This is a genomic window from Stenotrophomonas sp. YJH_SMC_79 (assembly GCF_059367995.1).
Window position 1 is genome coordinate 837,061 of the sequence record NZ_JCAFRK010000002.1, and the last position, 24,803, is coordinate 861,863.

The window sequence follows — 24,803 nt, forward strand, 5'->3', positions numbered from 1 at the left end:
CATCTCCATGCTGCGACCGGCGGCGGAACTGCCGCCGATCCTGCAGATGGTGGAGCATCGCTGCGGCGATGAGAAGACCGCGCGGCTCAACGTGCGATGGCGCGGGCGCCGATCCAGCGCCGGTAGCGGCGGGTCCGACACTTTGCGGCCGCCTGTGCCAGCAGCAGTGCCCATACCGGTGAGACCGTGGGTGCGGTGGGGCGGCGCCGGCTCAGGCGGCCCAGCTGATACTTCACTGCGGCCATGTGCGCGCTGGCCGCCAGCGGCTTGCTGCGCCAGTTGATGTCGCGCAGTGTCGGCACCGGGTCGCGGCCCTGCTGCCAGTGCTGCGGCAGATCCGGCTCGATTGCCAGTGCGGTGGCGATGCCGACCATGGCTACGCCGCTGGCCAGCACCTGCTCTGCCACTTCGCGGCGGCGGATGCCGCCGGTGACCATCAGCGGCATTGTTGCCACTGTGGCGATCTCACGTGCGAATTCGAGGAAGTACGCTTCGCGGGCCACGCTGCGTTCGTCGCGTGCGGCGCCGGTCATGGCCGGTGCTTCATAGCTGCCGCCGGACAGTTCGACCAGATCCACGCCGAGGGGCGCCAGCATCTCCACCACTTCGCGCGCGTCCTCGGGCGAGAAGCCACCCCGCTGGAAGTCGGCGGAGTTGAGCTTCACCGCCACCACGAACGTGGGCGCCACCGCCGCGCGTACACCCTGCACGATCTCCAGCAGCAGGCGCGCACGGTTCTGCAGGCTGCCACCCCAGCGGTCGTCGCGGTGGTTCGACAGCGGCGACAGGAACTGGCTGAGCAGGTAGCCATGTGCGGCATGGATCTCCACGCCACTGAATCCGGCGCGTTCGGCCAGCTCGGCACTGCGGATGAAGCGCGCGATCACCGCGTCAATGTCGTCCCCGGTCATCGCCTTCGGTGGTGCGAACTGCTTGGACAGCGCGCCCATCTGCAGCGCGACGGCTGACGGCGCGAGCGCAGGTTGGCCAAGTGCGGCCGGCATCTGCCGCCCCGGGTGATTGATCTGCATCCACATCTGCGCGCCCCGCGAGCGGGCAGTGTCCGCCCAGGCCGTGAAGCGGTCGAGGTGGCGGTCGTCCTCCAGCACCACGCCGCCCGGCCCGGTCATGGCGCGTCCATCGACCATCACGTTGCCGGTGATGATCAGTCCGGCGCCGCCGTCGGCCCAGCGCTGGTACAACTGCAGCAATGCTTCGGAGGGCGCGTGGTCGGCGTCGGCCATGTTTTCCTCCATCGCCGCCTTGGCGATGCGGTTGCGGATGACGGCACCGGAGGGTAGTGCCAGGGGCGAGAACAGCGACATCGGACAGCTCCAGGACAGGGGAATGGCGCTACGCTAACCTTCAAGCCTGATTGAAGGTCAACAGGTTCCGATGTCGAGGATTCAGGCAGATGAAAATCGGTGAGCTCGCCCGCCGCACGGGCCTGGCAGCGTCGCGCATCCGCTTTTACGAGGAGGCCGGGTTGCTGGTGGTCCAGCGGCAGGCCAACGGCTACCGCGACTACCCGGAGCAGGCGGTGCTGCTGCTGGAGCTGATTACCGGTGCGCAGCGCGCCGGCTTCAGCCTGGAGGAAATACGCGCATTGCTGCCACCGGACATGGGCCAGTGGCAGCACGATGCGTTGATCATGATGCTGCAGCAGAAGGTGGCCGACATCGAAGCGCTGCAGTCGCGGCTGGCACAGAGCCGGGCGCACCTGCTGGCCCTGATCGAAGACATCCAGGCACGGCCGGAGGACATCGACTGCGCGGCCAATTCGCGGCGGGTGCTGGACCGCGTGCAGCGCGGTGAGCTGGCGCGACCGACGCTGGCGGCCGGTGATACAGCGTTGCTGCGGCCGGATCGCCGCCGCCGCGCGGGCAGCAGCTGACGATCCGGCGCGAAGGTCAGTGGCTGCCCGCGCCGGCTGCCTTGCGCTTCCTGTCCAGCATCACCGCCACGCACCACAGCAGCAGGCCGCCGATCGCGGTGGCCGCACCGACATAGCCGGTGCTGGCCGGGCTGAAGCCGGCGCTGATCGCCATGCCACCCAGCCACGGGCCGAGTGCATTGGCGGTGTTGAAGGCGGCATGGTTGGAGGCAGCGGCCAGGGTCTGCGCTTCGCCCGCCACGTCCATCAGGCGCGTCTGCAGCACTGCCGCCAGCGCGCCCATGGTGCCGACGGTGATGATCATCGGACCGATCGTCCACACCGACTGCGCGGCCAGCGGGTACAGCAGCAGCATCACGATCGACCACAGCAGCACCACCGCGGCCGCCTTGAAGTGGAACTTGTCTACCAGCCGCCCACCGGCGATGTTGCCGATGATCGCGCCGATGCCGAACACGCCCACCGCCAGTGGCATCCAGGATTCGGCTACGCCGGTGACCTGCACCAGGGTGGGTGCCAGGTAGGTGAACACGCAGAACATACCGGCGAAACCAACGGCGCCGATTGCCAGCGCCAGCCACACCTGCGTGGTATTGAACGCGCGCAGTTCGCGCATCGGTGAGGTGCGCACTTCATCCGGATCCGGCAACAGGAAGCGCGCGATCATCGCCACGGTGGCGACGGCCAGCACGCTGACCAGGGCGAAGGCGGTGCGCCAGCTCAACTGCTGGCCCAGCCAGGTGGTCAGCGGATTGCCGACCAGGATCGCAATCGACAGGCCCAGCAACACGCGCGACATCGCCTGGCCGCGCTGGCCGGCCGGGCTGATTGCCGCCGCCACCAGCATCGCTACGCCGAAGTAGGCGCCGTGCGGCAGGCCAGCGACGAAACGGGCCACCAGCATCGTGCCGTAGTTGGGCGCCAGCGCACTGGCCAGGTTGCCGATGGCATAGAAGCCCATCAGCGCAAGCAGCAGCTTGCGGCGTGGGAAGCTGGCGCCGACGAAGGCGAGGATCGGCGCACCGACGACCACGCCGATGGCATAGGCACTGATGAGGTGGCCGACCTGGGTTTCGGAGATCGACAGGCCACGGCTGATCTCCAGCATCAGGCCCATGCTGGCGAATTCGCTGGTGCCGATGGCAAAGCCGCCCAGTGACAGGGCGAGGATGATCAGGGTGCGCTGACGGGGCGTCAGCCGCGCAGCCAGGGAAGAGTTGGGGCTCATGCGGAGGGCGCGAAGGGGCGGGGGAGCCGGTCATTGTACTGCTGCACCGCAACAGGGGCAGCCACGCCGGGGGGCAAATCAGCGTTTGATCGATGGGATTGTGGCCAGCCGAGCGCGGGCCCGGGGCGGCAGGAGGTGCGGCGCGCTGCGGCTGGCGTCCTGCATGTGGTGACGACATGGGGGGCGGCATGATGGTGCACGCAGGGGATCGTGGAGCGCTTGAGCAAGGAGGAAATCGATGCAGGAATTCAGGCATGTGCTGGAGACGCGTGGCCGTTATCAGCTGGTAGCGGTGTCCTACGAGCCGGTGTACGCTCCGGGCGATGTGGTCGGCCATGCGGTCGTCGCCGACGATGGGGATCGTCTGACCGACCTTGTATCACTGGCCGAAGCGCGCCAGCTGCTGTTGCAGCGGGTGCGTGAAGAGGGCGAGGAGCCCGGGCTGGAGAACGAAAACCACCTGCGGAAGAAGGCGTCGCGCTGGCGCCGCCGCTAGGCCGTCGCGCCCTTGTGCGCATCATGGAGGATCCGGGTGTTGCCCAGTAAGAAGTATTCGCTCATCGCCATCATCACGCTGGCGACCCTGCTGCTTGGTTTCGTGTTTTCCGGCTACCTGACCCTGCTGTTCCTGGGGTTGGACACCAAGCTGTTCACCTGGAACACGTACTACCAGTACTACCACGCCATTGGCCAGCCCCAGGTTGCGCCGTTCGTGGGCAAGATCAAGTGGGCCGGCTACGTGGGCTTCGGCCTGCCGCTGCTGGTCCTGCTGGTGACCGGCCTGGTGCTGCTGCTGAAGAAGGACAAGCGCTCGCTGCATGGCGACGCGCGCTTTGCCACCGGCGCCGACCTGTCCAAGCATGGCATGTTCAAGAAGACCGGCCAGAGCATCGTGGTCGGCAGCCACGGCGGCAAGCTGGTGCGGCTGGACGGCCAGCAGTTCGTGATCCTGGCCGCGCCGACCCGCTCGGGCAAGGGTGTCGGCGTGGTCATCCCGAACCTGCTCGAGTACGGCGAATCACTGGTGGTGCTGGACATCAAGCAGGAGAACTTCGACCTGACCAGCGGCTGGCGCGCCAGCCAGGGCCAGGAGATCTACCTGTTCAATCCCTTCGCCGAGGATCGGCGCACGCATCGCTGGAACCCGCTCAGCTATGTCTCCGATGACCCGGCGTTCCGGGTGTCGGACCTGATGAGCATCGCTGCGATGCTGTATCCGGATGGTGCCGAGGACCAGAAATTCTGGGTCAGCCAGGCGCGCAACGCGTTCATGGCCTTCACCCTGTATCTGTTCGAGAACTGGGACGACGAGCGCAGCAGTGGCTTCCCGGGCGGCTCGGGCACGCCGACGCTGGGTTCTGTCTACCGGTTGTCATCCGGCGACGGCACCGATCTGAAGAAGTACCTCAAGGCCTTGTCGGAGCGTTCGTTCCTCAGCGCCAACGCGCGCTCGGCGTTCGCCAACATGCTGTCCCAGGCCGACGAGACCTTCGCCTCGATCCTGGGCACCTTCAAGGAACCGCTCAATGCCTGGATCAACCCGGTGCTGGACAAGGCCACCAGCAGCAACGACTTCCTGCTGACCGACGTCCGCAGGAAGAAGATGACCATCTACATCGGCATCCAGCCGAACAAGCTGGCCGAGAGCCGCCTGATCATCAACCTGTTCTTCAGCCAGCTGATCAACCTCAACACCAAGGAACTGCCCAAGTCCAACCCGGACCTGAAGTACCAGTGCCTGTTGCTGATGGACGAATTCACATCGATCGGCAAGGTCGAGATCATCGCCTCGGCGGTGTCCTACATGGCCGGCTACAACATCCGCCTGCTGCCGATCATCCAGAGCATGTCCCAGCTCGATGCCACCTATGGCCGGGAAGTCTCGCGCACGATCATCACCAACCACGCGCTGCAGATCCTGTACGCGCCGCGCGAGCAGCAGGACGCCAACGACTATTCGGACATGCTGGGCTACACCACCATCCGCAAGAAGAACGTCACCCACGCCCGCGAGAAGACCCACAGCTTCACCGAAGAGCGGCGCGCGCTGATGCTGCCGCAGGAGCTGAAGGCGATGGGGCCGGACAAGGAAGTGTTCCTCTACGAGGGCATACCGCATCCGGTGAAATGCGACAAGATCCGCTACTACAAGGACCGCTACTTCACCTCGCGGCTGCTGCCAACGGTCAATGTTCCGATGCTGAAAGTCTGATTTCACAAACATAAAAATGTGAAGTGAATTCATATTCACTGACGTGAAATGGTGCGCTCCGTCAAAAAAACAACACGTTTCGATAGATTTTCAGGTTTTCCTGACATGGAATTGACGCGCAGTTGTGTAACCCTGTGTGCGACATCCAGAGATGTGTGCTGGATGTCAAAGTTTTGAAGCAGGGTGGCCAGGAGTTTGTGCCATGGAAACAAGGATGGTTTCGACGTTGGTATGGGTGTGCAGGTGCGTGACGGGGAAGCTCCGTCGCTCGGCCTGCAACCTGGTTGGCAGCCTTCGGGCTGCAGGGGAGCCGGAGTGGGTGTGCTGCATGCCAGTGCGTCCCTCCGATTCCGGCGTGCGCCATGCAGCGCCGGACGGCCAGGGAACCAACGTTCGAAACTGCTTTTTCGTACGTCAAAGTGAAGCCCGTATGAATCAGGCGTTTATCGCGAAAATGTCCATCGCCGCAGTCGCGGCGCTGATGGTGGCAGGGTGTGCCACCAAGCCCGCCCCCGATTTCGGAGGCCGCTGGAAGCCGGTCAACCGCTTCGCCGCGGCCACAACCGAGATTCCGCTGTACTCCAGTTACGTCTACCAGGCCTCGCCGATGGATGGCACGCTCAAAGCCATGCTCGAGCGTTGGGCCAAGGATTCCGGACGCACGCTGGACTACCGCCTGAGCTCGGATTTCACCCTGTACGGCGCGGTCTCGAACATCGATACCACCAATGCGCAGCAGGCCGTGATCGACCTCACCGCAGCGTATGCGGCGCAGGGTATCTCCGTCTCCATCGTAGGCAACCAGATCGTTGTGCAGAGCGCTGGCTCGACGCCCACCGCGTCGGCGCAGGGCGCTGATTCCAACAGCGGCACCTGAGTCCACCTCGAAACCATCGAACGTGCTGCTCCCCGCGCCTGTCGCAGGGGCTCCACGCCCATTGATGTTTCAGCAGTACGGAAGAATCCATGTTCCGCAAGAAGGATCCCGGCAATAGTCCCAAGGTCGAGCAGTCGGTCGCCAAGGCGGTCAGCTACGAGATCACCGTGGCCGACATGGCGCGTCGCAGCGAGCGACGTGCGTGGTGGGTGGCCACCGGCTCATTGCTGATGTCGCTCGCACTGGCTGGTGGCTACTACTACATGCTGCCGCTGAAGGAGAAGGTGCCGTTCCTGGTGATGGCCGATGCCTATACAGGTACGGCCACGGTGGCGCGCCTGAGGGGCACGTTCCAGGGCGAAACGATCACCACCAATGAAGCGGTCAACCGCAGCAATGTCGCCCAGTACGTGCTGGCGCGCGAGTCGTACGACTCCGCGGTGATGGGGTTGCGCGACTGGGAGCTGGTGTTCGTCATGTCCAGCGATCCCGTCGGCGCAAGCATGAAGCAGCGCTATGCCGGCAACAATCCGCAGAATCCCTTCGTGATGTACGGAAGGGGCAAGGCGATCAGGGTCAAGATCCTCAGCATCACCCCGCTGGGCGCGCAGGCGAATGGCAGCTTCCGCGGTGCGTCCGTGCGCATCCAGCGCAGCCTGCTCGACAAGCGCACGGGTGCATCGACCTACCTGGACAACCAGCTGGTCACCATGCGCTTCCAGTACAACCAGAATCTCGCGCTTTCCGAACAGGACCGGGTGCTCAACCCATTGGCGTTCCAGGTCACGGAGTACCGTGTCGACAACGACTATGCGCGTGGTGTGCCCGTGCCGGATGACGGCGCCATGCAGCAGCAGGCCCAGGATGCTGCGCAGCAGGCCCAACTCGCCGCGCAGCAGGCGCAGGGCATGTACGACCCGAACAATCCGGCCGCCGCCACCATGATCGACCCCGCCACCGGTCAGCCTGTCGCGGTGCCGGCCAATGGACAGATGCAGCCGATGCAGGGTGCGCCCATGCAGGGCCAGCCGGTCCAGGGGCAACCGATGCAGGGGCAGGGCGCGCCGGGGCAGCCGGCAATGACGCCGGCACCGAACCATTCCACCGGAAATGCTGATGGAGCAAGCAACCGATGAGTAGTCGAAAAGTCAGGGGAAGCGCGTGGGCGCTGCTGTCGTTGCTGTCGCTGGTGTTCTCCAGCGCGGCGATGGCACAGGCAGTTGACCACTACGAGTACGAGAAGGACCGCATCTACCCGGTTCGCACCGGCCTGGGCCTCACCACCCAGATCGAGCTGAGCCCGAACGAGAAGATCCTCGACTACAGCACCGGCTTCAGCAGCGGCTGGGAACTGACCCGGCGCGAGAACGTGTTCTATCTCAAGCCGAAGAACGTCGACGTCGACACCAACATGATGGTGCGTACCGAGACCCATTCGTACATTTTCGAGCTGAAGGTCGTTGCCACCGACTGGCGCCAGCTTGAGCAGGCGCGTCGCGCCGGCGTGCAGTACAAGATCGCCTTCGTCTATCCGAATGACACTGTGTTCGGGCCTGCCCAGGCAGCGGTCGAGGAAGAGGCGCAGCCGCTGCTGAGTACCGAGCTGGCCAAGGACCGCCAATACAACTTCAACTACTCCTATTCGACCAGCAAGGCGAAGAAGATGGGGTGGCTGATCCCGGTCAACGCCTACGACGATGGCCGTTTCACCTATCTGAAACTGCCCAACTCGCCCGAGTACAAGACCGGTATCTTCCCGGCCGTGTTCGGTCGCGAGAAGGAGTACGGCGAGGATTTCGTGGTCAACACCACGGTTGAGGGCAATACGCTGATCGTGCACGGGACCTACCCGTACCTGGTCATCCGCCACGGCGACTTCGTCGTCGGCCTGCGAAGGAACGTGAAGAAATGAGCCAGCAGAACACTCCCGGCAACGATCCAAATCCGTCTCCGTACGGGCAGGGCCCTGCGGCTCAGGAGCCACCGACGAACCCCTATTACGGGCATGCGCAGGCCGAGCCAACCCCGGACCTGGATGCCAGTGCTCCGCAGCTTCGCTCTGCGGAAGAGCAGCGTTTGAACCGCAAGGCGCTGTTGTTCCTCGGCGGCATCCTGGTGTTGTTGCTGGCCATGGGCTTCCTGCTGCTGCGCAAGGGCAAGGACGACGCTGACGACGCCAAGGCGCCGCCGCAGGTCGCACGTTCGAGCACCCCCGATCTGCCGACCATGGCGCCCTCCGCGATTCGCGAGGCCGCCCGGGAGGCCGCCGAGCCCATTCCGATGCTGCCGCCGCCGCCGCAGGAAACGATGGGCCCGACCTACATTCCGCGTGCCGCACCCGAGCGCGAGATCGATCGCGGCCCGAGTCTGCTGGATCGCCGCATTGCCGGTAGTGGTGGCGCAGGCGTGGGCACGGGCGACGCTGGCGGCCAGGCCGCAGCAGGGGACAACGACGATCCCTACATGCAGGCCACGCTGGCTGCGATACAGGCGCAGAGCGGCAATGCTCCGCCGGCCAAGGTGCGCCGCGGGCCTGACGTGGATGATGTGTCCAATGCGTCCTACATCCGAAGCCCCGATGCACTGCTGGTGCGTGGCACCTATCTGCGTTGCGTGCTGGAGACCCGCATCATCACCGATCTTGCAGGTTATACGTCGTGTCTGTTGACCGAGCCGGTCTACTCGATCAACGGCCGCAGCCTGCTGCTGCCGAAGGGCTCCAAGATCTACGGTGCGTACGGCGGCGGTCCCAAGGGCAAGCGCGTGGAAGTGATCTGGGATCGCATCACCACGCCAAATGGCATCGACGTAGCCATGTCCAGCCCGGGCGTGGATCAGCTGGGCGGTGCCGGTCATCCAGGCCAGTACAGCGCGCACTGGGGCAGCCGCATTGCGTCTGCACTGATGATCAGCCTGATCGCCGACGCCTTCAAGTACGCCGCAGCCGAACATGGCCCGGAGTCCACGACGGTTTCCAGCAACGGTTTCGCCGTTCGTTCGCCCTATGAAAGCGCCACCGCGCGCACGATGGAGCGTCTCGCCAACGAAGCCCTGACCAGTTCGAACCGCCCGCCGACCGTCACCATCAACCAGGGCACCATCGTGAACGTCTACGTCGCCAAGGACGTTGACTTCACCAACGTGCTCAACCCGCGCCGGTAACCCGAAGAACAACCATGGACGCCGAAGTGTCACCCCTCGCCCTCGTCTCCAGCGATTTCCTGCGCTATCAGTACGAAGTGCTGGGCATCGCCGAGTACATGACATCCCCGGAAGTGACGGAAATCTGCATCAACCGTCCCGGTGAGCTGTACCTGGAAACCCGGGCCGGGTGGCAGCGGGTGGACGTGCCGGGCCTGACCTTCGAGCGGGCCCGGCAGTTCTGCACCGCCGTCGTCAATGAGAGCAACACGGGCCAGCGCATCACCGATGCCGATCCGGTCGTCTCGCTGACCTTCCCGACCGGCCAGCGTGCGCAGTTCGTGATTCCACCTGCCTGTGATGCCGGCAAGGTTTCGATCACGATCCGCCTGCCGTCCAAGCACACCAAGTCGCTCACCCAGTACCACGAGGATGGCTTCTTCAACCAGATCCTGGAACAGGATGGCAGTCTGAGCGAGCAGGATCGCGAGTTGCTGGAGCTGCGGCAGCAGCGCGAGTACGCAGAGTTCTTCCGTCGTGCGGTGATGTACCGCAAGAACATCGTGGTATCCGGTGCGACCGGTAGCGGCAAGACCACCTTCATGAAAGCGCTGGTCAATCATATCCCGGACAGCGAGCGCCTGGTCACGATCGAGGACGCGCGCGAGCTGTTTCTGACCCAACCCAATGTGGTGCACCTGCTGTACTCCAAGGGCGGACAGAGCACCAGCAATGTCAGCGCAAAGAGCTGCATGGAAGCCTGCCTGCGCATGAAGCCCGAGCGCATCATCCTCGCCGAGCTGCGCGGTGACGAGGCGTTCTACTTCATCCGCAACTGCGCATCGGGCCATCCGGGTTCGATCACCAGTTGCCATGCCGGCAGCCCGGAGCAGACCTGGGATCAGCTGGCGCTGATGGTCAAGGCCTCGACCGAAGGTTCGGGCCTGGAATTCAACGTGATCAAGCGACTGCTGATGATGACCATCGACATCGTCGTGCATATCAAGGCACACGCAGGCTCGCGCTATATCACCGGTATTGATTTCAATCCTGGGCGTGCCCAGGGGCAGGAGGGCTGACCAATGCTGCCAGGACTGGAAATGATGGCGTGCCCGGAAATGGCCGTCTCGATGGACGTGATGCAGCACGTCATCAACGTGGAATCGTCGCGCAACCCCTATGCCATCGGCGTGGTCGGCGGCGCCCTGGTGCGCCAGCCCAAGGCACTCGACGAGGCGCTGGCCACCGTTCGCATGCTGGAGGAGAAGGGCTACAACTTCTCCATTGGCCTGGCCCAGGTCAATCGCTACAACCTGGCCAAGTATGGTCTGGATTCGTACGAGAAGGCGTTCCAGCAGTGCCCGAACCTGCAGGCGGGCTCCCGCATCCTCGCCGAGTGCTACAACCGCTCGGGCAAGGACTGGGGAAAGTCGTTCAGCTGCTACTACTCGGGCAACTTCGAGACCGGTTTCCGCCACGGCTACGTGCAGAAGGTCTACGACTCCATCCGTCGTGGCCAGCAGGTCGCCTCCAATGGCGTCGCGCCGATCGACGTGGTCAGTCGTGGCGAGCGTCGGGTAGTGAAGGTCGAGCATCATCCGCAGACAGTCTCGCCGGCCCAGGCGCGCATCGTCGCCCAGGCCAGTGCGCCGGTTTACGTACCGTCCAATGACCCGGCCCGGGCCTACACCGTCTACCCATCAACCGGTGCGATGGCCCGCGGCAGCCTTCTGAACATCGCCGACCAGGCGGTATCGCGCGTAGTGCTGGGCTCGGTCGATCGAATGATGCAACCGCAGGCGCAGGGCGCGAACGGCATGCCGCAGCAGGCCCCACAGCAGTATCCGCAACCCGCAGCGGCGCAGGGCCGGTCAGCCATGCCGCAGCAGCTTCCCGGGATCGCTGCCGGGTCGGATGCGCCGGTGATGCTGCGCCCCTGGAACGAGCGCAACGCGCCGGCAGCGGATGCCCAGAATTTCTACAACGCACCGGCACCCCGTGCCCCGGTGCAGCAGATTCCCGCAGGGGATGCGGCCTTCGTGTTCTGACGAAGTCGTGGTGCGACCGGTCCCCCGGCTGGTCGATTCAGTTGTGTTAGTCCATCAACAAGGAAATCAATCCATGAAGCGATTCAATCTCGACCTCGTCCAGGCCCAGCGCACGCTGAAGACCATGCTGATGGCGGTCGCATTCGCAGGTGCTGTGTTCGCTCCCCAGGCCCTGGCCGGCACCGACTTCGGTGGTACCGATGGCAAGGTCTGCGGCTTCTTCTCCAACATCAACGGCCTGCTGAACATGGCCTCGATCGCCGTGGTCACGATCGCCGTGATCTTCGCCGGTTACCAGATCGCGTTTGCCCACAAGCGCATCGGTGACGTGGCCCCGATCCTGATCGGCGGTGTGCTGATCGGCGCGGCGGGCCAGATCGCGCGCATGCTGCTCGGCAAGGAAGCTGGCAACTGCGACAACGTCGGCGGTGGCGGCGACGGCGCTGGCATGGCGTTTGAAATGATCAAGCACGCCGTCCAGTACTACAGTGCATAAGAACGTCCTGTTCCGGGGCTGCACGCGCCCAGCGATGTTCCTGGGCGTTCCCTACCTGCCATTTTTCATGGTGGCGGGTGGGTTGTTGCTGCTGAGCATGTACACGAATTTCTGGTTTCTGCTGACCATTCCGGTGGCGATCTTCATCATGCGGCAGATGGCCAAGCGTGACGAGATGATCTTCCGCCTGCTGGGCCTGCGCCTGATGTTCAAGCTCAAGACACGCAACGTGCAGGAGCACGATGGCATGTGGGTGTTCAACCCGAATCACTACCGCAGCAAGCCAGCCCCCAGGGATTGAGGGCTGGATCCGGCCAGGTGGGCGTTGAACGCCCGCCTGGCCAACTCCGGATCTTTGTCGGCAGTACCTTTTGGAAGCAGTCGCATGTTCAACCCAGATACCTCCATCAGTGAATTCATCCCCCTGTCGTCGCACGTGGCTCCGAATGTGGTGAAGACCACAGGCGGCGACTACCTGTTGACCTGGCACCTGGAAGGGCTGCCGTTCGTGGGGCGCGAAGAATGGGAGCTTGAGCATCGGCACAGTACTTTCAACCGGTTGCTGCAGACGCTGCGTGCGCCGGATTTCGTCAACGTCGCCTTCTGGGTGCATGACATCCGCCGCCGTCGCACCCTGAAGGGAAAGAGCCACTACAAGCAGCGCTTCAACCAGGATGTGTCCGACCAGTACATGGGCATGCTGTCCTCGCAGCGCATCATGCAGAACGAGCTGTACCTGACGATGATCTATCGTCCGGTGGTGGCGGGAAAGCGCTTCGTGGAGAAGTCTGCGAACGTGGACAAGCTGCGCGCCGAGCAGGAGCAGGCGGTCGAGAAGCTGATGGAGCTGGCCGGCAACGTCGAGGCGGTGATCCGCGACTACGCGCCGTACCGGCTCGGCATGTACGAAGCCAAGAACGGCGTGGTGTTTTCCGAAACGCTGGAGCTGTTCGGCTACCTGATCAACCGCATCGATGAGCCGGTGCCGGTACTGTCGGCGCCAGTGAAAGACTATCTTCCGGTCAGCCGGCACATGTTCTCGGCCAAGACCGGCGATTTCGTGATCAATACGCCCAATGGCGTCAATCATTTCGGCGCGATCCTGAATATCAAGGAATATGCCGAGGGGACCTATCCGGGCATCCTCAATGGTCTGAAGTATCTGGACTACGAGTACGTCATCACCCATTCGTTCAGCCCGATGGGGCGCCAGGACGCCTTGAAGGTGCTGGACCGGACCAAGGGCATGATGATCTCCTCGGGCGACAAGGCGGTCAGCCAGATCGTTGAACTCGACCAGGCGATGGATCATCTGTCGTCAGGCAACTTCGTGCTGGGCGAGTACCACTTCATCATGGCGGTCTACGGCGACAGCCAGGCCAAGCTGTCGCAGAACGTGGCCTCGACCCGTGCCGAGCTGTCCAACGCCGGATTCGTGTCGACCAAGGAAGATCTGGCGGTCACCTCGTCGTTCTATTCGCAGCTGCCGGCCAACTGGCGCTTCCGCACGCGGCTGGCCAACGTCAGCTCGCTGAACTTCCTCGGCCTGTCGCCGCTGCACAATTTCGCCACCGGCAAGCAGCACAACAACCCGTGGGGTGACTGCGTGACCACGCTGCAGACCACCAACGGCCAGCCGTACTACTTCAATTTCCACGCGACCCATCCATCCGAGAATTCGCTGGGTGAGAAGGCGATCGCGAATACCATGGTGATCGGCAAGTCCGGTACCGGTAAGACCGCGCTGATCAACTTCCTGCTCAGCCAGGTGCAGAAGTACGAACCGTCGCCGACCATCTTCTTCTTCGACAAGGACCGCGGCGCCGAGATCTTCGTGCGCGCCTGTGGTGGCAACTACCTGGCCCTGGAGAATGGTGCGCCGACCGGCTTCAACCCGTTCCAGTGCGAGAACAGCGAATCCAACGTGCAGTTCCTGGCCGACCTGATCAAGGTGCTGGCCGGCAAGCGCGAGTACAGCGCCCGCGAGGAAGAGGACATCTACCGCGCGGTGGAGAGCATGCTCGATACGCCGATGCACCTGCGCAGCATGACCAATTTCCAGAAGAGCCTGCCCAACATGGGCGATGACGGTCTCTACGCGCGCATGCGTCGTTGGACCTCGGGCAATTCGCTGGGTTGGGTCTTCGACAATCCGATCGATACGGTGGATCTGAGCAAGGCCAACATCATCGGCTTCGACTACACCGACATCATCGACAACCCCGAAGTGCGCGTGCCGGTCATCAATTACCTGCTGCACCGCCTGGAGTCGCTGATCGACGGTCGCCCTTTGATCTATGTGATGGACGAGTTCTGGAAAATCCTGGACGGCGAGGGTGGCCTGAAGGAGTTCGCGAAGAACAAGCAGAAGACCATCCGTAAGCAGAACGGCCTGGGAATCTTCGCCACCCAGAGCCCGGAAGACGCGCTGAAGAGTGATATCTCTGCTGCCCTGATCGAGCAGACCGCCACGCTCATCCTGCTGCCGAACCCGAACGCCAGCAAGAGCGACTACATGGATGGCCTGAAGTTGACCGAGGCGGAGTTCAAGGTGGTCACCGCGCTGGACGAGCGCTCGCGCTGCTTCCTGGTCAAGCAGGGCCATGCTTCCAGTGTCTGCCAGCTCAACCTGCGCGGCATGGACGACATCCTGTCGGTGATCTCGGCCTCGACCGACAACATCGACATCATGCATCGGGTGCTGCAGACGGCTGCGGTCCGCAATCGGATCACTGTGGACGAGCTCACGCCGGAACAGTGGCTGGAGGACTTCTACAAGAACCGAAAGGGCTCTGGTAAAGCCAAGGTCTCTGCCGAAACCGATGCGGCTTGAAAGCCTTCGATCAAACAGCGCTGAATGAAATCCATTCCATTGGAGAAGAACATGAACATGACATCCCGTAATAACAAGCGCCAACGCGGTCTGCGTCAGAAGCGCCTGGCAGCCATCCTGCTGGGGAGCATGGTCATGTTCTCCACGACGTCGGTATCAGCCGGTGGTTACCCTGTCTTCGACCTCAGCAACCTGATGCAGGCGCTGAAGGACGTTGCTCAAGGAAAGGCGCAGATCAAGGCTGATGGGCTGGAGTACGCGGCTCAGGTGACTCGCTGGAAAAAGACGTTCCAGGAATATCAGGACGCGCTGGTCCAGATCCAGGGTCTGATCAACAATTTTGGGCTGCCACCCGGGGCAACGCTCGAGCGTGTTCCAGATGACTACATGGTTGCAGACGTCTGCCGTACTTCAGCAGGCTTCAGTGCAGGAAGCCTGCTGAAGAAGTTCGTCCTCGACACCTCTGGCGACCTGTATGCGCAGCAGCAGCAGCTTTGCGTGAACATCCAGATGATGGAGAACCGCAAGCGCAACGAGACGGTTGAGTTCCTTGAGAAGACCATCCCCAGCATCAATTCGACGCTTGGTGAGATCATGGGTTGGCGTTTTGGCGGGGACGGAAACCTGGCCGGCACGATGTCCGCAGTGAACAGTGACTCCCTGCGTACGGCAAACGACATTGCCAAGCTGCAGCAGGAGTGGGAGGCGCGCATGCGGTCCTACGACGCCTATGAGGAATCAATGAAGGCCAATCAGCGCGTGTTGGCGCGCGTGGCATTGAAAGGCAAGCCGGGCGTCATCTCGCAGCTGGTCAAGACCGCTGCGTTGAAAGGTGCTTTGCACATCGACTGACGTCGCTTGGGGCAGGGGTATAAGCACTTGCCTCATGAGGTTGTCCGGTAGGGATACATCAAGGGATTGCGGAAATGATCAGGTCGATTGCCAATTTTGACTTCAATGGCGGATTCCAGGATTTGATGGGGCACGTGGCACGTGTCCAGTCGATCGGGGATTTCGTGTTCTTCAAGTTCATCTTCGACTTCCTGCGAAGCAAGATAAACAAGTTTGGCATCGACATGATGGGGGAAATGATGCAGTGGGTCGGCGGCATCGCCCTCACGCTCATGACCCTGTGGGTGCTGGTGCAGGGCTTCCGCATCGTGACCGGCCGCAGCCGGGACTCAATGATGGTACTGGTGACCAATATGGCGCGTGCGGCGTTGATCGTCAGCGCGGCCACCACGATGGGCGCGTTCGGCACCAACCTGCAGAGCTTCCTCACCCACGACGTCAAGGAAGAAATCACGAAGGTCGTGACGGGCTCGAACGAATCGCCCGAGGATCAGATCGACAAGAGCCTGGCATGGATGCAGGTCGCGCTTTCCAGTATCGACGCCATTCAGATCATGAATGACGGGGAGCTGCTGGAGGACAAGAAGCGGGCACTGTTCTTCATCGGGATGGGCACCGCAGGTCCGGCCATCACCGCTGGTGCAATGCTGATGCTGTATGAAATCGCCATGGCGTTGTTCATCGGCTTCGGCCCATTGTTCATCCTCTGCCTGCTGTTCGAACAGACCAAGCAGCTGTTCCAGCGCTGGCTGTTCTACGGTATCGGCACGATGTTCTCGATGGCCGTACTTGCAGCGATGGTCTCCATCGCGCTGGACATGGTGGTACGTGTAGCGGCCACCTTCTGGACCACGGCGCTGGTGCAGGAGTTCATCCTCAAGGAAAGCATGTCCGACGGCATGACCAGCCAGGCAATGCAGCAGGGAGGCATGGGCCTGATCCTCACCGCGTTGATCCTGACTACACCCCCAATGGCAGCGATGTTCTTCCAGGGTACCTTGGGCACCTTCATGGCATATTCGCAGATAGGTGGTGGCGCCAGTGCCTCGCCAAGTGCTGATGGTCGTCCGCCGGGCATGTCGGCTCCGCCGCCGGCGGCTCCGGAGGCCGCGTCGGGCCACAATGCAGCAAATCCTCAGAACAGTCTGGGCCGAGTGTTTGACGGCACGGGCGGGGCGGGAGGAACCACACCTGGTCAACGTGGCGCGGCGAACGCCAATCAAGGAAATTAGAGGCTGGACTGACGATGAGCGCCAACGGTTTTCTGAAATATCTTTGCTTGTCTTTCGTGTTTATGGGTTCTGCATACATCAATTCTGCGTTAGCAGAAGGCCGCTGCCCGCCGGGCCAGTATCCGATCGGCGATCAGGGAGTGGGCGGCTGTGCTCCCATCCCTGGGGCAGGCCGGAGCGCGCCTGATGAGAATCCCGGGCACTGGGTTAAGACGTGGGGAGCCGTTGCGGGATCCATGAATGGCGATGCGGGTGCATCGACTGGCCATCAGGCCAAGGCCTCGGCCGAGCGACAGGCGATCGAGCGCTGCGGTCACTGGGGAGCAACTGATTGCAAGGTTCTGTACACCTATTACAACCAGTGCTATGCGTCCATCAGAACCGGCCGGCCGGACAATGGAACGATGTTCAACGCGGGTGCTACCAAGGAACAGGCGCTGGAAAGGGCGACGCAGGATTGTCGGAATTCGGGAAGCCAGGAGTGCACGTTCGTCCACTCGGACTGCACCAAGCCCTTCTTTCAGGAGGGCTGATGTGGCGAATCATATTGCCTCCCGTTCTTTGGATGTCGCTTGAAGCACTGCGGAAGGCTTCAAGGAAGATGACGGGTGCGGAGCATCAGACCGCCGAGTGATCAACAGTGATGTCCCAAAAGTCTTGGCAATGGCCGGATTCAAGCATTTGGGTAACATTTCTTGGGTTTTTGACGCTGGCGTTTGCCGTGCTGGTCGTTACTGAAAATGCCAATGCCGAAGGTCGTTGCCCTGGGGGCCAGTACCCGATTGGCGACCAAGGCGTTGGTGGCTGCGCACCCATACCCGGCGCGGCTCAGAGCGCCCCGCAGGAGAATCCCGGGTACTGGGTCAAGACATGGGGTGCTGTCGCCAGCTCGCCTGGAGGAGATGCAGGTTCTGCTACTGGGCATCAGGCCAAGGCTTCGGCAGAGCGCCAAGCCGTCGAACGATGCCGGCAGGGCGGAGCTATCGACTGCACAGTCGTTTTTACCTACTACAACCAATGCTATGCGGTTGTCCGGGCTGCATGACCGGACAGTGGCATGAGATTCAACACCGGGGCGACGAAAGAACAGGCGCAGGAGGGGGCAGCCAAGAACTGCAAGGATTTGGGAAGTCAGGCTTGCTCCGTTTTCCATTCTGACTGTACCAAACCGTCCTTCCAGCAAGACTGATCGGTTGTGACGTCATGGAAATTCAAGACAATGGCCGATTTCAAACCTTTACGCGGTAATCCGGCGCTCGTGATTCTGGCGCTGCTGTTTGCTGCACTCCTCGTTGCCAATAACGCCAATGCCGAGGGCCGATGCCCGGCCGGCCAGTATCCCATCGGCGATCAAGGGGTGGGTGTGCCCCCATCCCTGGAGCGGGGGGGAGCGCCCGTGGGGCGGAACCCGCTGGCCAGTGGCATAAGACGTGGGGTGCCATTGCTTCCTCGCCCAGTACGAACGAAGCAGGCGTGGCGACAGGGAGGGCGACGAAAGAGGATGCGGAGCGTGTCGCTCTCGAGGGATGCGGCATGCACGCTGCTCGCGATTGCCGAATACTCATCGCGTACCGAAACCAGTGTGCCGCTTGGGTAGTTCCTCAGAGCCAAGGCAATGGGGCGCGTGGTGGCGTTGCGAGCGGTCAAGACTTGAAGGAAGCCATTGTGCAGGCACAAAAGATCTGCGTGGATCCGACTGGAACGCAATGCAAAGTTGCCTACTCAGCGTGTTCTGAACCGGTCTATGAGGCGTTCTAGCGAAAGAGCCCTGACTGCCAGTGCCCGGAGCGTGTTGATTCCCCAAGGCAAAGGCAAGCTTGGAGATGCTGATGTGAAGGTGATATTCGTGCGAAGGGCGTCTATTTGATCGGCAGTAATGTGTTGTGCTGGGGTGCTGTACTCCGATCGAGCCTGCGCTGATGCACAGTCTGACGCGATTGACCTTGAGCGTTCAGCGTGGCTACGCGACCATGGTGCTTGCCGAGCACTCCGGTTGGAATCGCAGAGTTCTCCAATGATCAGGTGCCCGGCCAGCCTGGGCCTTGTCTGCTCTGCGGAGCCCTCCCAATCCGGGAGGCAAGTTTGGGCAGCGATCGTCTGCTCAGGCCGTCCCACCTCCCACAATGGGCAGCAAAGGAATGAGTCTCCCGATGAAACGGATCCACCTCGCTTTTCTTCCGTGTCTGCTGATTGCAGGCCTGCTGCCGTTCACTGCGCTTGCCGAAGGCAACTGCCCGCAGGGCATGTATCCCATCGGTGGCCAGGGTGTACAGGGCTGTGCGCCCATTCCGGTGAGCAGCTCAGGATCCCCGTACAACAATCGCCCCAACTGGGCGCAGACCGTGCGCGGCGTGGCGATGGATGCCCGCGGCGATACCTTCATCAGCAACTCGATGCGCTCGCGGGGCAAGGCAAAGCGTGCATCCATGAAGGAGTGCAAGGAGTTCGGGAAAGGCGAATGTACGTTGGCGACCCTGTTCCAGGCGCAATGCGTGGCGGTCGCCCACGCGGGTCTGGGCACGGAAACCACCAGCGTCGCCACCGCCATGTCCGAACAGGGAGCGGTCGTTGTCGCGATGCAGCAATGCAGCGCGAAGGCGGCATGGAAGCAGCTGCCGCAGGGTCAATGCGGGATTGCCAGAACGGCCTGCACAGCGGATCTGTTCATCAGGTAAGGCGCCATTCACGCTAAGCCCCGTTTTCTGTGATCAATTCCGCTTTTCGATTTCCTTGCCCTTCGACGCGGCAGAACGCCTCGCGGTAAGCTCCCCGCGCGTCATGAAAATGACGCGCCAGTGCTGCCGAATGCAGGAGTTCTTCCGTCCAATGAGGACGCTGTCAGCCCCTGCAGCGGGTGACGCTCGCCATCATCACGGCCTTGCCGTACGCAAGGCTATGATCCCTGCCCGCGCAGGCGCGGATAAGCCGGAACGCCGCGTTCCGGCTGGGCAGGGAGGCGGGCATCGGCATGACCACATTGAAGGAGTGGGAGGGGATGGACGACAGGGTTGGCGCACACATGGACGATGCCCTGGCATTCGTTCCGTCCGGTGCGAACCTGCTGGAAGCTGTCAGGGGCGAGCTCAACGGCGATGGCATCGAGTATCAATTGCTGGTCATCGACCAGCCGACGCCGGAAGGGCTGGTGCCCGGTCAGCACGGACCAAACCGGGTGCTGCTGTTGCTGCGCGCTGACGGGCGCGGGCGTTGGCAGCTGGCTGCGCGCAACGACAAGCTGGTGCCGTGTTCCACCCGGGGTGGCCTGGCCGGCGACCCTTTTGCGTATGCAATGGTCGAGGAAGGCACCTTCAGCGTGATCACCAACGGCGGTAGCCGCGAGCGCTGGAGCAGCACCTACCGGTTCCGCTATGCGCCCGCGGACAAGGCCTGCTGGGTGGACGGGGTGAGACGCAAGGTCGTGGATATCGAGACCGAAGCGACCAACATCCGGGATTACTCGGTGGCGGAACTGGGCAGGGTGCGGTTCGAGGACTTCGACCCGTCCAGTGTCGCCGAGGTGTCGCTTCCATGAGCCAAGCTCCAACCGGCGGAAGGGAATCCGCGCTGATGAAGATTCAGGAGTTGCACTGTGTCGACCGATAGAGAGTCGCAGCTGTTGCGGCAGGCGACCAAAGCCGGCATCGACTCCCCGCTTGAACTGGCCAATTTCATGGCCCAGGCAGGGCACGAGTCGCGCGGCTTGAGCCGGCTCAACGAGAGTTTCAACTTCACCCGGGGAATCTCGCAGATCCCGGTGGAGGCTGCGTGGCGCAATGGCAACGCTGTGCTGGAGAGCGCCCGCCAGGAAGCGCTGCGTGGCCGCCCGGAAAACCTGGCCGAGCTGATGTACGGCGGGCGCATGGGCAACGACGCGCCTGGTGACGCGCTGAAGTACCACGGCCGCGGCTATCTGCCGCTCGTCGGCAAGGAAAATTACGAGCGTGCCGGCAAGGCGCTGGATCTGGACCTGGTGAATCAGCCGGAGCTGGCCGCGCAGCCCGAGCACGCAGGCCGTATTGCCGTCTGGCAGTGGCAGACGCGGGTGCCGGAGGCGGCGCGCGAGGATGTGCGCGAAGCAACGCATGCGCTCAATGGCGCGCTCAATGGCATCGAGGCACGCCGGCAACGCTTCGAGGTCTGGCAACAGAAGTTGACGCCGGACGTGATGGCGCGATTGGATCGAGGTGAAGTCGGTGCGCGGGCGCAGACCGTTGCACGCGACATGTCGCATGCCGGTGAGCCCGGCAATGCGTTGTTCGAGGATGCGCGCCGGCACCTGCAGCAGCTGGGACCGCAGAGTGGGCTGCGCAATGCACAGGATCTCGACAATGCCGCTGGTGCGTTGGCGTTGGGCGCGCAGAAGGCGGGGCTGTCGCGCATTGATCATCTGCTGGCCGGCAACGACGGCCGCACGCTGTTTGCGGTGCAGGGCGCGTTGGGTGATCCGGCCATGCTGCGTGCGTCCGTAGACCGGGAGCAGGCCGCACAGCAGCCACTGGCACAGAGCAGCCAGCAGTTGGCGGCCAGTGTTGCGCAACAGGACCCGGCGGCCGCACTCGCCCGCGAACAGGAGCAGCGTTCTCGATCCATGTAACACCTGATGCCGGCGGGCAGGGGGCCCAGCCGGTGCTTTACGTACGACGCGTGGCGCCCTGTGGCGCCGACATGGAAACCCAACGTAAGGACACTACATGCGAATCGTTCCCTTGAAGGCCCGGCACGCGGCTGCCCGCTGCAATGCATCCGCGCGCCGTCTGCCGCCGCTCTGGCTGCTGTCACTTGGACTAGCCGCAGCGTCGGCACAGGCTCAGGAGGCAGCGGTACCCGTCGGGGAGGCGCCCCTTGCTGCCGGGGCGCCCGTTGCCCCGCCTGCAGGGGCGGCGCCCGCTGCAGCACCCACGGCGGCGCATGCCGTTGTCGCTGCGCCGGCTCCCGAAGTACCAGTTGCCGTGACACCTCCTGCGGCACCTGGGGTGGACGCGCAGGCGATGCCGTCTGCGGAACCGGCGCCCGTGCCCGTTGTGCCCTCAGTGGCGGCGCCTGTGGCTGCACCGCCTGCCGCCGTCGAGCCAACCGTTCCGGCGATGGCACCGGCACCGCCCGCATTGGCCATCGTGCCGTTGCCGCCCGAGCAGGCGACCGAGCGTGCGCTCGGTGCCCGTTGTCCGGTGGATCTGGCCGGGCGACTGGCGGCCCAGGGCGAGCTGCTGATCGGCGCCTGCCAGGGCACGATGCCGGCGCATCTGGCCGCGCTGCTGGTCGCGCTGCCCCAGCAGGACATCCACCTGCCGCGCAGCTGGCGCGAGCGTGAGGTGCGGCAGAAGACGTGGTTCAAGGCGGTGCCGGGCTATGGCCAGCGCCCGGACTTCATCGTGCGGATGGGCGACATCTGGGTGCGCTCGCTGGAAGGGCGCGACGTCGGCAGCACGTTCTATCTGGTGTCAGCGCCGTTCACCTGCAGCGATCAGGTCGCCAACCGTGATGAGTACGGCGCGGAGCCGGTCCGCGTGCCAGCGGGGGATTGCCGCGAGGCCTATGTGGCCCAGCGTGTGTATCAGGTCCGCGGCGATGCCGCACCGCGGGATGTAACGGCCGAGGCCATGCCGGCCATGCCGCCGTTGACGGAAGCCGATCGCGCACGCCAGCTGGCCCGCGAAGGCCGGATCACACTGGACCACAGCAAGCTGCAGTACGGCCCGGCCATGCGATGGTTCGTGCAGTACCCGGAGTCGGCGCAGAAGGGCGGTCCGCGTGCCTACAGTGACTGGAACCGCGAGCACCTGGCCTTCGTGGTCTGGACCGGGGATCGCTTCGAGCTGCGCGAGAAGGTTTCGCGCAGCCAGTGGCCCTGTGACCCGGTGGCGCCGGGGGATCGGGCCTGTGGCGGCTTCCCGGATTCTGGCCCGGATCTGTTTGTGACCGCCAGTACGTCCGCGCCGGTCGCGGCCACCAGCCCCTGAGGCGCGATGCTGAAGTAAAGCGGGAGCCGGAATGACCGGCTCCCGCGCTGGCCATCAGGCCTGCATGCTGCGGGTCTGGTTCTGCTGCTGTTCCAGCTGCTGGTCGCGCTCCAGTGCAAGGCGCTGCCCCGTGGCCTGCTGGTCGATGCGCTGGCTGCTCTGTTCCAGCGGTGTGTTCATCGCCACCGCCGTATCCACCGACACGCGAAGGTGAGCGGGGTCGCCGCCCTGGCCCTGCACCGCGAAGCTGCGCGAGGCATCGGCATTCATCACCACTTCGTCGATGCGCTTGCCACCTGCCGCGTGCATCTCCGCCGCCAGGCTACCGGCCAACTGCGTACTCATCACATCCGGCACGCGGCCGACGCGAACGTCCTGCGCATGCACGCCACGGATCGCATCGTTGAACAGCGGGTTGCCCAGGTGGTTGGCATCGTCCATGCGCAGCATGCTGGTGTGATGGCCGTTCTTCTCCGCCTCGCGACGGGCCGGCTCACCGGGTTGCAGCGGGCCACGGATGTGGTCGTACAGATCGATGGCGCCGCCCGGGATACCGCGTGCCGCGCGGGTGACGCCACGGCGCAGTGACTCGACGTCATCGCGGTACTCCTCGATCATCTTGGCGTTGTCTTTCGCCAGCTTCTGGGTTTCTGGATGTTTCAGCACCGAGCCTTCGTCGAGGAAGTTGCCCAGTTTGTGCGCGCCGAACGAGCTGGTCGCCGCAATGATCGGCCGGTCCGGAATCAGATCACGCAGGGCGTGATTGCTGAAGCCGTTTGCCGCGAGCGTCTTGATCTCGTCGGGCTTGGCATAGATGCGGACCTGACCGAAGTGCGGCGAGGCAGCGCTGACCGGATCGGACGCCATGACGTGGTTGATCATGGTGTTTCCGCCTTCCGGGATGCGGTAGCTGAGGCTGACCGCGCCGTAGGCATTGAATGTCTCGCCCTTGACGTTGAAGTGGTGCGAGGTGATCTGGGCGAGGGCGCCGCCGAGGGAATGACCGGTGACGGTGACCTGGGGCGCGCGGCCTCCAAATGCAGCTTCCTGCTTCGCGTAGTCCAGCGCGCTCTTGGTCAGAGCGATGGCATCGGGGGCCTGCACATTGGTGCGGGCAACCACCATGCCTCCGTCGGTGAGGATCGCATCACGGGCGATCTGCTCGGTGCCGCGGTGGGCGACGACGATCTCGTTGGTATCGGTGCGCTGGTATATGGTGCCCTGATAGCCGTTGAGCCGGTTGTCGACGTGCTGCAGTACCTTGTACTCGTGCCCGTTGAGGATGACTTTCTCTTCCTGGCCCGGCGCGCGCCGGCCGACCGCGCGATCCTTGTAGGCGTCATCGGACAGCGCGGCATAGTCCTGGCTGGTGATGGTCATGGGGTGACCTCGCTGGCGCTGAGGCTCATGGTGAACAGCTTGCCCTGCAGCTCGGCGACGTAGTCGGCAGGGTTGGACTTGCCGGTGGCCGGATAGTCGGCTGCAAGCGGCGCGCGCGGATAGGCCGCGTCCGGATAGTAGAGGGTGTGCGCGCTGCCTTCGGTCAGCGGCTTGGCGTCGACGAAGGTCAGGAAGCGGGTCTCGCCTTCGGCGCCGGTGGCCTTCAACATCGCGCCGGCACCGCTGAACTGCCACCGGCAGACGCCGCGGCCGTAGTAGTCCTCATCCAGCATGCGGTCGAGATAGACGGTGCCGCGATACTCGCCGTCGGTAATCTTGCGCAGCTGCACCGGCTCCTGGCTGGTGATGCGTGCGGCGGTGCCGGTGGCCGGTTCGATGTGGCCGCACTGGTCTTCGTTGCTGACATCGTACTGGGCGACGCCCTCGACGACCGCGAAATCACCGGGGGCGTCCTTCAGGCGCAGGACCAGTTCATAGGCCTTGCGCGGGTTGGGGTTGAGCTTGGCGAGGCCGCGCCCACCCTGGGCGACATCGGCTTCAGCAGCGGCACGTTCCTGGTTCATGGCGGTCTCCGGGTTGCAGGCGGTCAATAGAAGCAGAGCAAGGCACGGAATCATCTTGTGGCGCAA

General features: G+C 63.5%; 25 protein-coding genes. 21 read left to right on the forward strand and 4 right to left on the reverse strand.

The features are described 5' to 3' along the window. Positions 1-86: 86 nt before the first annotated feature. Complete coding sequence (locus AC5P57_RS10630) at positions 87-1,325, reverse strand: NADH:flavin oxidoreductase/NADH oxidase family protein (RefSeq protein ID WP_099550987.1); 1,239 nt, start codon at positions 1,323-1,325, stop codon at positions 87-89. Positions 1,326-1,414: 89 nt separating this feature from the next. On the opposite strand from AC5P57_RS10630, the gene AC5P57_RS10635 reads away from it, so the two are divergent. Continuing rightward, complete coding sequence (locus AC5P57_RS10635) at positions 1,415-1,894, forward strand: MerR family transcriptional regulator (protein WP_099550988.1); 480 nt, start codon at positions 1,415-1,417, stop codon at positions 1,892-1,894. Between the two features lie 16 nt (positions 1,895-1,910). On the opposite strand, the gene AC5P57_RS10640 is transcribed toward AC5P57_RS10635, so the two are convergent. After that, positions 1,911-3,122, reverse strand: a complete 1,212-nt coding sequence (locus tag AC5P57_RS10640) for an MFS transporter (protein WP_262234916.1) — start codon at positions 3,120-3,122, stop codon at positions 1,911-1,913. 238 nt (positions 3,123-3,360) lie between these two features. On the opposite strand from AC5P57_RS10640, the gene AC5P57_RS10645 reads away from it, so the two are divergent. The 20 genes from AC5P57_RS10645 to AC5P57_RS10740 all read left to right on the forward strand — a co-directional run bounded on the left by AC5P57_RS10645 (position 3,361) and on the right by AC5P57_RS10740 (position 22,773). Then, a complete protein-coding gene (locus tag AC5P57_RS10645; protein WP_099550990.1) occupies positions 3,361-3,618 on the forward strand; it encodes a hypothetical protein in 258 nt (85 codons plus the stop codon). Positions 3,619-3,654: 36 nt separating this feature from the next. Next, positions 3,655-5,334, forward strand: coding sequence for a type IV secretory system conjugative DNA transfer family protein (locus AC5P57_RS10650; RefSeq protein ID WP_262234917.1), 1,680 nt, complete (start codon positions 3,655-3,657; stop codon positions 5,332-5,334). A 430-nt stretch (positions 5,335-5,764) separates the two neighbouring features. Continuing rightward, a complete protein-coding gene (locus AC5P57_RS10655) occupies positions 5,765-6,211 on the forward strand; it encodes a hypothetical protein (RefSeq protein WP_099550992.1) in 447 nt (148 codons plus the stop codon). Between the two features lie 89 nt (positions 6,212-6,300). Beyond that, entirely contained in the window at positions 6,301-7,347 is a 1,047-nt protein-coding gene (locus AC5P57_RS10660; RefSeq protein ID WP_142806264.1) for a VirB8 family type IV secretion system protein, read from the forward strand. Further along, positions 7,344-8,123 (forward strand): TrbG/VirB9 family P-type conjugative transfer protein, encoded by a 780-nt coding sequence (locus AC5P57_RS10665; RefSeq protein WP_049402208.1) that lies wholly within the window; start codon positions 7,344-7,346, stop codon positions 8,121-8,123. Before AC5P57_RS10660 ends, AC5P57_RS10665 begins: the two co-directional genes overlap by 4 nt. Further along, positions 8,120-9,373 (forward strand): TrbI/VirB10 family protein, encoded by a 1,254-nt coding sequence (locus tag AC5P57_RS10670; protein WP_142806263.1) that lies wholly within the window; start codon positions 8,120-8,122, stop codon positions 9,371-9,373. The genes AC5P57_RS10665 and AC5P57_RS10670 overlap by 4 nt, the downstream gene beginning before the upstream one ends. A gap of 14 nt (positions 9,374-9,387) precedes the next feature. After that, entirely contained in the window at positions 9,388-10,431 is a 1,044-nt protein-coding gene (gene virB11 / locus AC5P57_RS10675; RefSeq protein WP_099550995.1) for a P-type DNA transfer ATPase VirB11, read from the forward strand. Positions 10,432-10,434: 3 nt separating this feature from the next. Continuing rightward, positions 10,435-11,400, forward strand: coding sequence for a lytic transglycosylase domain-containing protein (locus AC5P57_RS10680; RefSeq protein WP_142806262.1), 966 nt, complete (start codon positions 10,435-10,437; stop codon positions 11,398-11,400). Between the two features lie 73 nt (positions 11,401-11,473). Further along, positions 11,474-11,896 (forward strand): TrbC/VirB2 family protein, encoded by a 423-nt coding sequence (locus AC5P57_RS10685; protein WP_111113698.1) that lies wholly within the window; start codon positions 11,474-11,476, stop codon positions 11,894-11,896. Beyond that, on the forward strand, positions 11,889-12,197 hold the full coding sequence (locus tag AC5P57_RS10690) for a VirB3 family type IV secretion system protein (RefSeq protein WP_142806261.1): 309 nt from the start codon (positions 11,889-11,891) through the stop codon (positions 12,195-12,197). The genes AC5P57_RS10685 and AC5P57_RS10690 overlap by 8 nt, the downstream gene beginning before the upstream one ends. Before the next feature lie 84 nt (positions 12,198-12,281). After that, a complete protein-coding gene (locus AC5P57_RS10695; RefSeq protein WP_495219567.1) occupies positions 12,282-14,729 on the forward strand; it encodes a VirB4 family type IV secretion/conjugal transfer ATPase in 2,448 nt (815 codons plus the stop codon). A gap of 51 nt (positions 14,730-14,780) precedes the next feature. Then, a complete protein-coding gene (locus AC5P57_RS10700) occupies positions 14,781-15,581 on the forward strand; it encodes a hypothetical protein (protein ID WP_142806260.1) in 801 nt (266 codons plus the stop codon). Positions 15,582-15,655: 74 nt separating this feature from the next. Beyond that, on the forward strand, positions 15,656-16,813 hold the full coding sequence (locus tag AC5P57_RS10705; protein ID WP_099551001.1) for a TrbL/VirB6 family protein: 1,158 nt from the start codon (positions 15,656-15,658) through the stop codon (positions 16,811-16,813). Between the two features lie 14 nt (positions 16,814-16,827). Then, a complete protein-coding gene (locus AC5P57_RS10710) occupies positions 16,828-17,346 on the forward strand; it encodes a DUF4189 domain-containing protein (protein WP_223846428.1) in 519 nt (172 codons plus the stop codon). Positions 17,347-17,456: 110 nt separating this feature from the next. Further along, positions 17,457-17,858, forward strand: coding sequence for a DUF4189 domain-containing protein (locus AC5P57_RS10715; protein ID WP_430542862.1), 402 nt, complete (start codon positions 17,457-17,459; stop codon positions 17,856-17,858). A 275-nt stretch (positions 17,859-18,133) separates the two neighbouring features. Further along, positions 18,134-18,571, forward strand: coding sequence for a DUF4189 domain-containing protein (locus AC5P57_RS10720; RefSeq protein WP_495219569.1), 438 nt, complete (start codon positions 18,134-18,136; stop codon positions 18,569-18,571). A 392-nt stretch (positions 18,572-18,963) separates the two neighbouring features. Beyond that, positions 18,964-19,488, forward strand: a complete 525-nt coding sequence (locus AC5P57_RS10725) for a DUF4189 domain-containing protein (RefSeq protein ID WP_262234919.1) — start codon at positions 18,964-18,966, stop codon at positions 19,486-19,488. A 320-nt stretch (positions 19,489-19,808) separates the two neighbouring features. Further along, entirely contained in the window at positions 19,809-20,345 is a 537-nt protein-coding gene (locus AC5P57_RS10730) for a hypothetical protein (RefSeq protein WP_164135796.1), read from the forward strand. A gap of 57 nt (positions 20,346-20,402) precedes the next feature. Next, a complete protein-coding gene (locus AC5P57_RS10735; protein ID WP_262234920.1) occupies positions 20,403-21,407 on the forward strand; it encodes an XVIPCD domain-containing protein in 1,005 nt (334 codons plus the stop codon). A gap of 97 nt (positions 21,408-21,504) precedes the next feature. Beyond that, on the forward strand, positions 21,505-22,773 hold the full coding sequence (locus AC5P57_RS10740) for a hypothetical protein (RefSeq protein WP_430542864.1): 1,269 nt from the start codon (positions 21,505-21,507) through the stop codon (positions 22,771-22,773). Positions 22,774-22,827: 54 nt separating this feature from the next. Here AC5P57_RS10740 and AC5P57_RS10745 read toward each other — a convergent pair whose 3' ends face one another. Further along, positions 22,828-24,153, reverse strand: a complete 1,326-nt coding sequence (locus tag AC5P57_RS10745; RefSeq protein WP_099551007.1) for an XVIPCD domain-containing protein — start codon at positions 24,151-24,153, stop codon at positions 22,828-22,830. Then, positions 24,150-24,803, reverse strand: coding sequence for a hypothetical protein (locus AC5P57_RS10750; RefSeq protein WP_099551008.1), 654 nt, complete (start codon positions 24,801-24,803; stop codon positions 24,150-24,152). Before AC5P57_RS10750 ends, AC5P57_RS10745 begins: the two co-directional genes overlap by 4 nt.

What these genes read in the sequence shown, in the direction of transcription:
- AC5P57_RS10630 (WP_099550987.1), bottom strand. Translation starts at nt 1,325, where the DNA reads ATGTCGCTGTTCTCGCCCCTGGCACTACCCTCCGGTGCCGTCATCCGC.
- AC5P57_RS10635 (WP_099550988.1), top strand. Translation starts at nt 1,415, where the DNA reads ATGAAAATCGGTGAGCTCGCCCGCCGCACGGGCCTGGCAGCGTCGCGC.
- AC5P57_RS10640 (WP_262234916.1), bottom strand. Translation starts at nt 3,122, where the DNA reads ATGAGCCCCAACTCTTCCCTGGCTGCGCGGCTGACGCCCCGTCAGCGC.
- AC5P57_RS10645 (WP_099550990.1), top strand. Translation starts at nt 3,361, where the DNA reads ATGCAGGAATTCAGGCATGTGCTGGAGACGCGTGGCCGTTATCAGCTG.
- AC5P57_RS10655 (WP_099550992.1), top strand. Translation starts at nt 5,765, where the DNA reads ATGAATCAGGCGTTTATCGCGAAAATGTCCATCGCCGCAGTCGCGGCG.
- AC5P57_RS10660 (WP_142806264.1), top strand. Translation starts at nt 6,301, where the DNA reads ATGTTCCGCAAGAAGGATCCCGGCAATAGTCCCAAGGTCGAGCAGTCG.
- AC5P57_RS10665 (WP_049402208.1), top strand. Translation starts at nt 7,344, where the DNA reads ATGAGTAGTCGAAAAGTCAGGGGAAGCGCGTGGGCGCTGCTGTCGTTG.
- AC5P57_RS10670 (WP_142806263.1), top strand. Translation starts at nt 8,120, where the DNA reads ATGAGCCAGCAGAACACTCCCGGCAACGATCCAAATCCGTCTCCGTAC.
- virB11 (WP_099550995.1), top strand. Translation starts at nt 9,388, where the DNA reads ATGGACGCCGAAGTGTCACCCCTCGCCCTCGTCTCCAGCGATTTCCTG.
- AC5P57_RS10680 (WP_142806262.1), top strand. Translation starts at nt 10,435, where the DNA reads ATGCTGCCAGGACTGGAAATGATGGCGTGCCCGGAAATGGCCGTCTCG.
- AC5P57_RS10685 (WP_111113698.1), top strand. Translation starts at nt 11,474, where the DNA reads ATGAAGCGATTCAATCTCGACCTCGTCCAGGCCCAGCGCACGCTGAAG.
- AC5P57_RS10695 (WP_495219567.1), top strand. Translation starts at nt 12,282, where the DNA reads ATGTTCAACCCAGATACCTCCATCAGTGAATTCATCCCCCTGTCGTCG.
- AC5P57_RS10700 (WP_142806260.1), top strand. Translation starts at nt 14,781, where the DNA reads ATGAACATGACATCCCGTAATAACAAGCGCCAACGCGGTCTGCGTCAG.
- AC5P57_RS10705 (WP_099551001.1), top strand. Translation starts at nt 15,656, where the DNA reads ATGATCAGGTCGATTGCCAATTTTGACTTCAATGGCGGATTCCAGGAT.
- AC5P57_RS10710 (WP_223846428.1), top strand. Translation starts at nt 16,828, where the DNA reads ATGAGCGCCAACGGTTTTCTGAAATATCTTTGCTTGTCTTTCGTGTTT.
- AC5P57_RS10715 (WP_430542862.1), top strand. Translation starts at nt 17,457, where the DNA reads ATGTCCCAAAAGTCTTGGCAATGGCCGGATTCAAGCATTTGGGTAACA.
- AC5P57_RS10720 (WP_495219569.1), top strand. Translation starts at nt 18,134, where the DNA reads ATGCCCGGCCGGCCAGTATCCCATCGGCGATCAAGGGGTGGGTGTGCC.
- AC5P57_RS10725 (WP_262234919.1), top strand. Translation starts at nt 18,964, where the DNA reads ATGAAACGGATCCACCTCGCTTTTCTTCCGTGTCTGCTGATTGCAGGC.
- AC5P57_RS10730 (WP_164135796.1), top strand. Translation starts at nt 19,809, where the DNA reads ATGGACGACAGGGTTGGCGCACACATGGACGATGCCCTGGCATTCGTT.
- AC5P57_RS10740 (WP_430542864.1), top strand. Translation starts at nt 21,505, where the DNA reads ATGCGAATCGTTCCCTTGAAGGCCCGGCACGCGGCTGCCCGCTGCAAT.
- AC5P57_RS10745 (WP_099551007.1), bottom strand. Translation starts at nt 24,153, where the DNA reads ATGACCATCACCAGCCAGGACTATGCCGCGCTGTCCGATGACGCCTAC.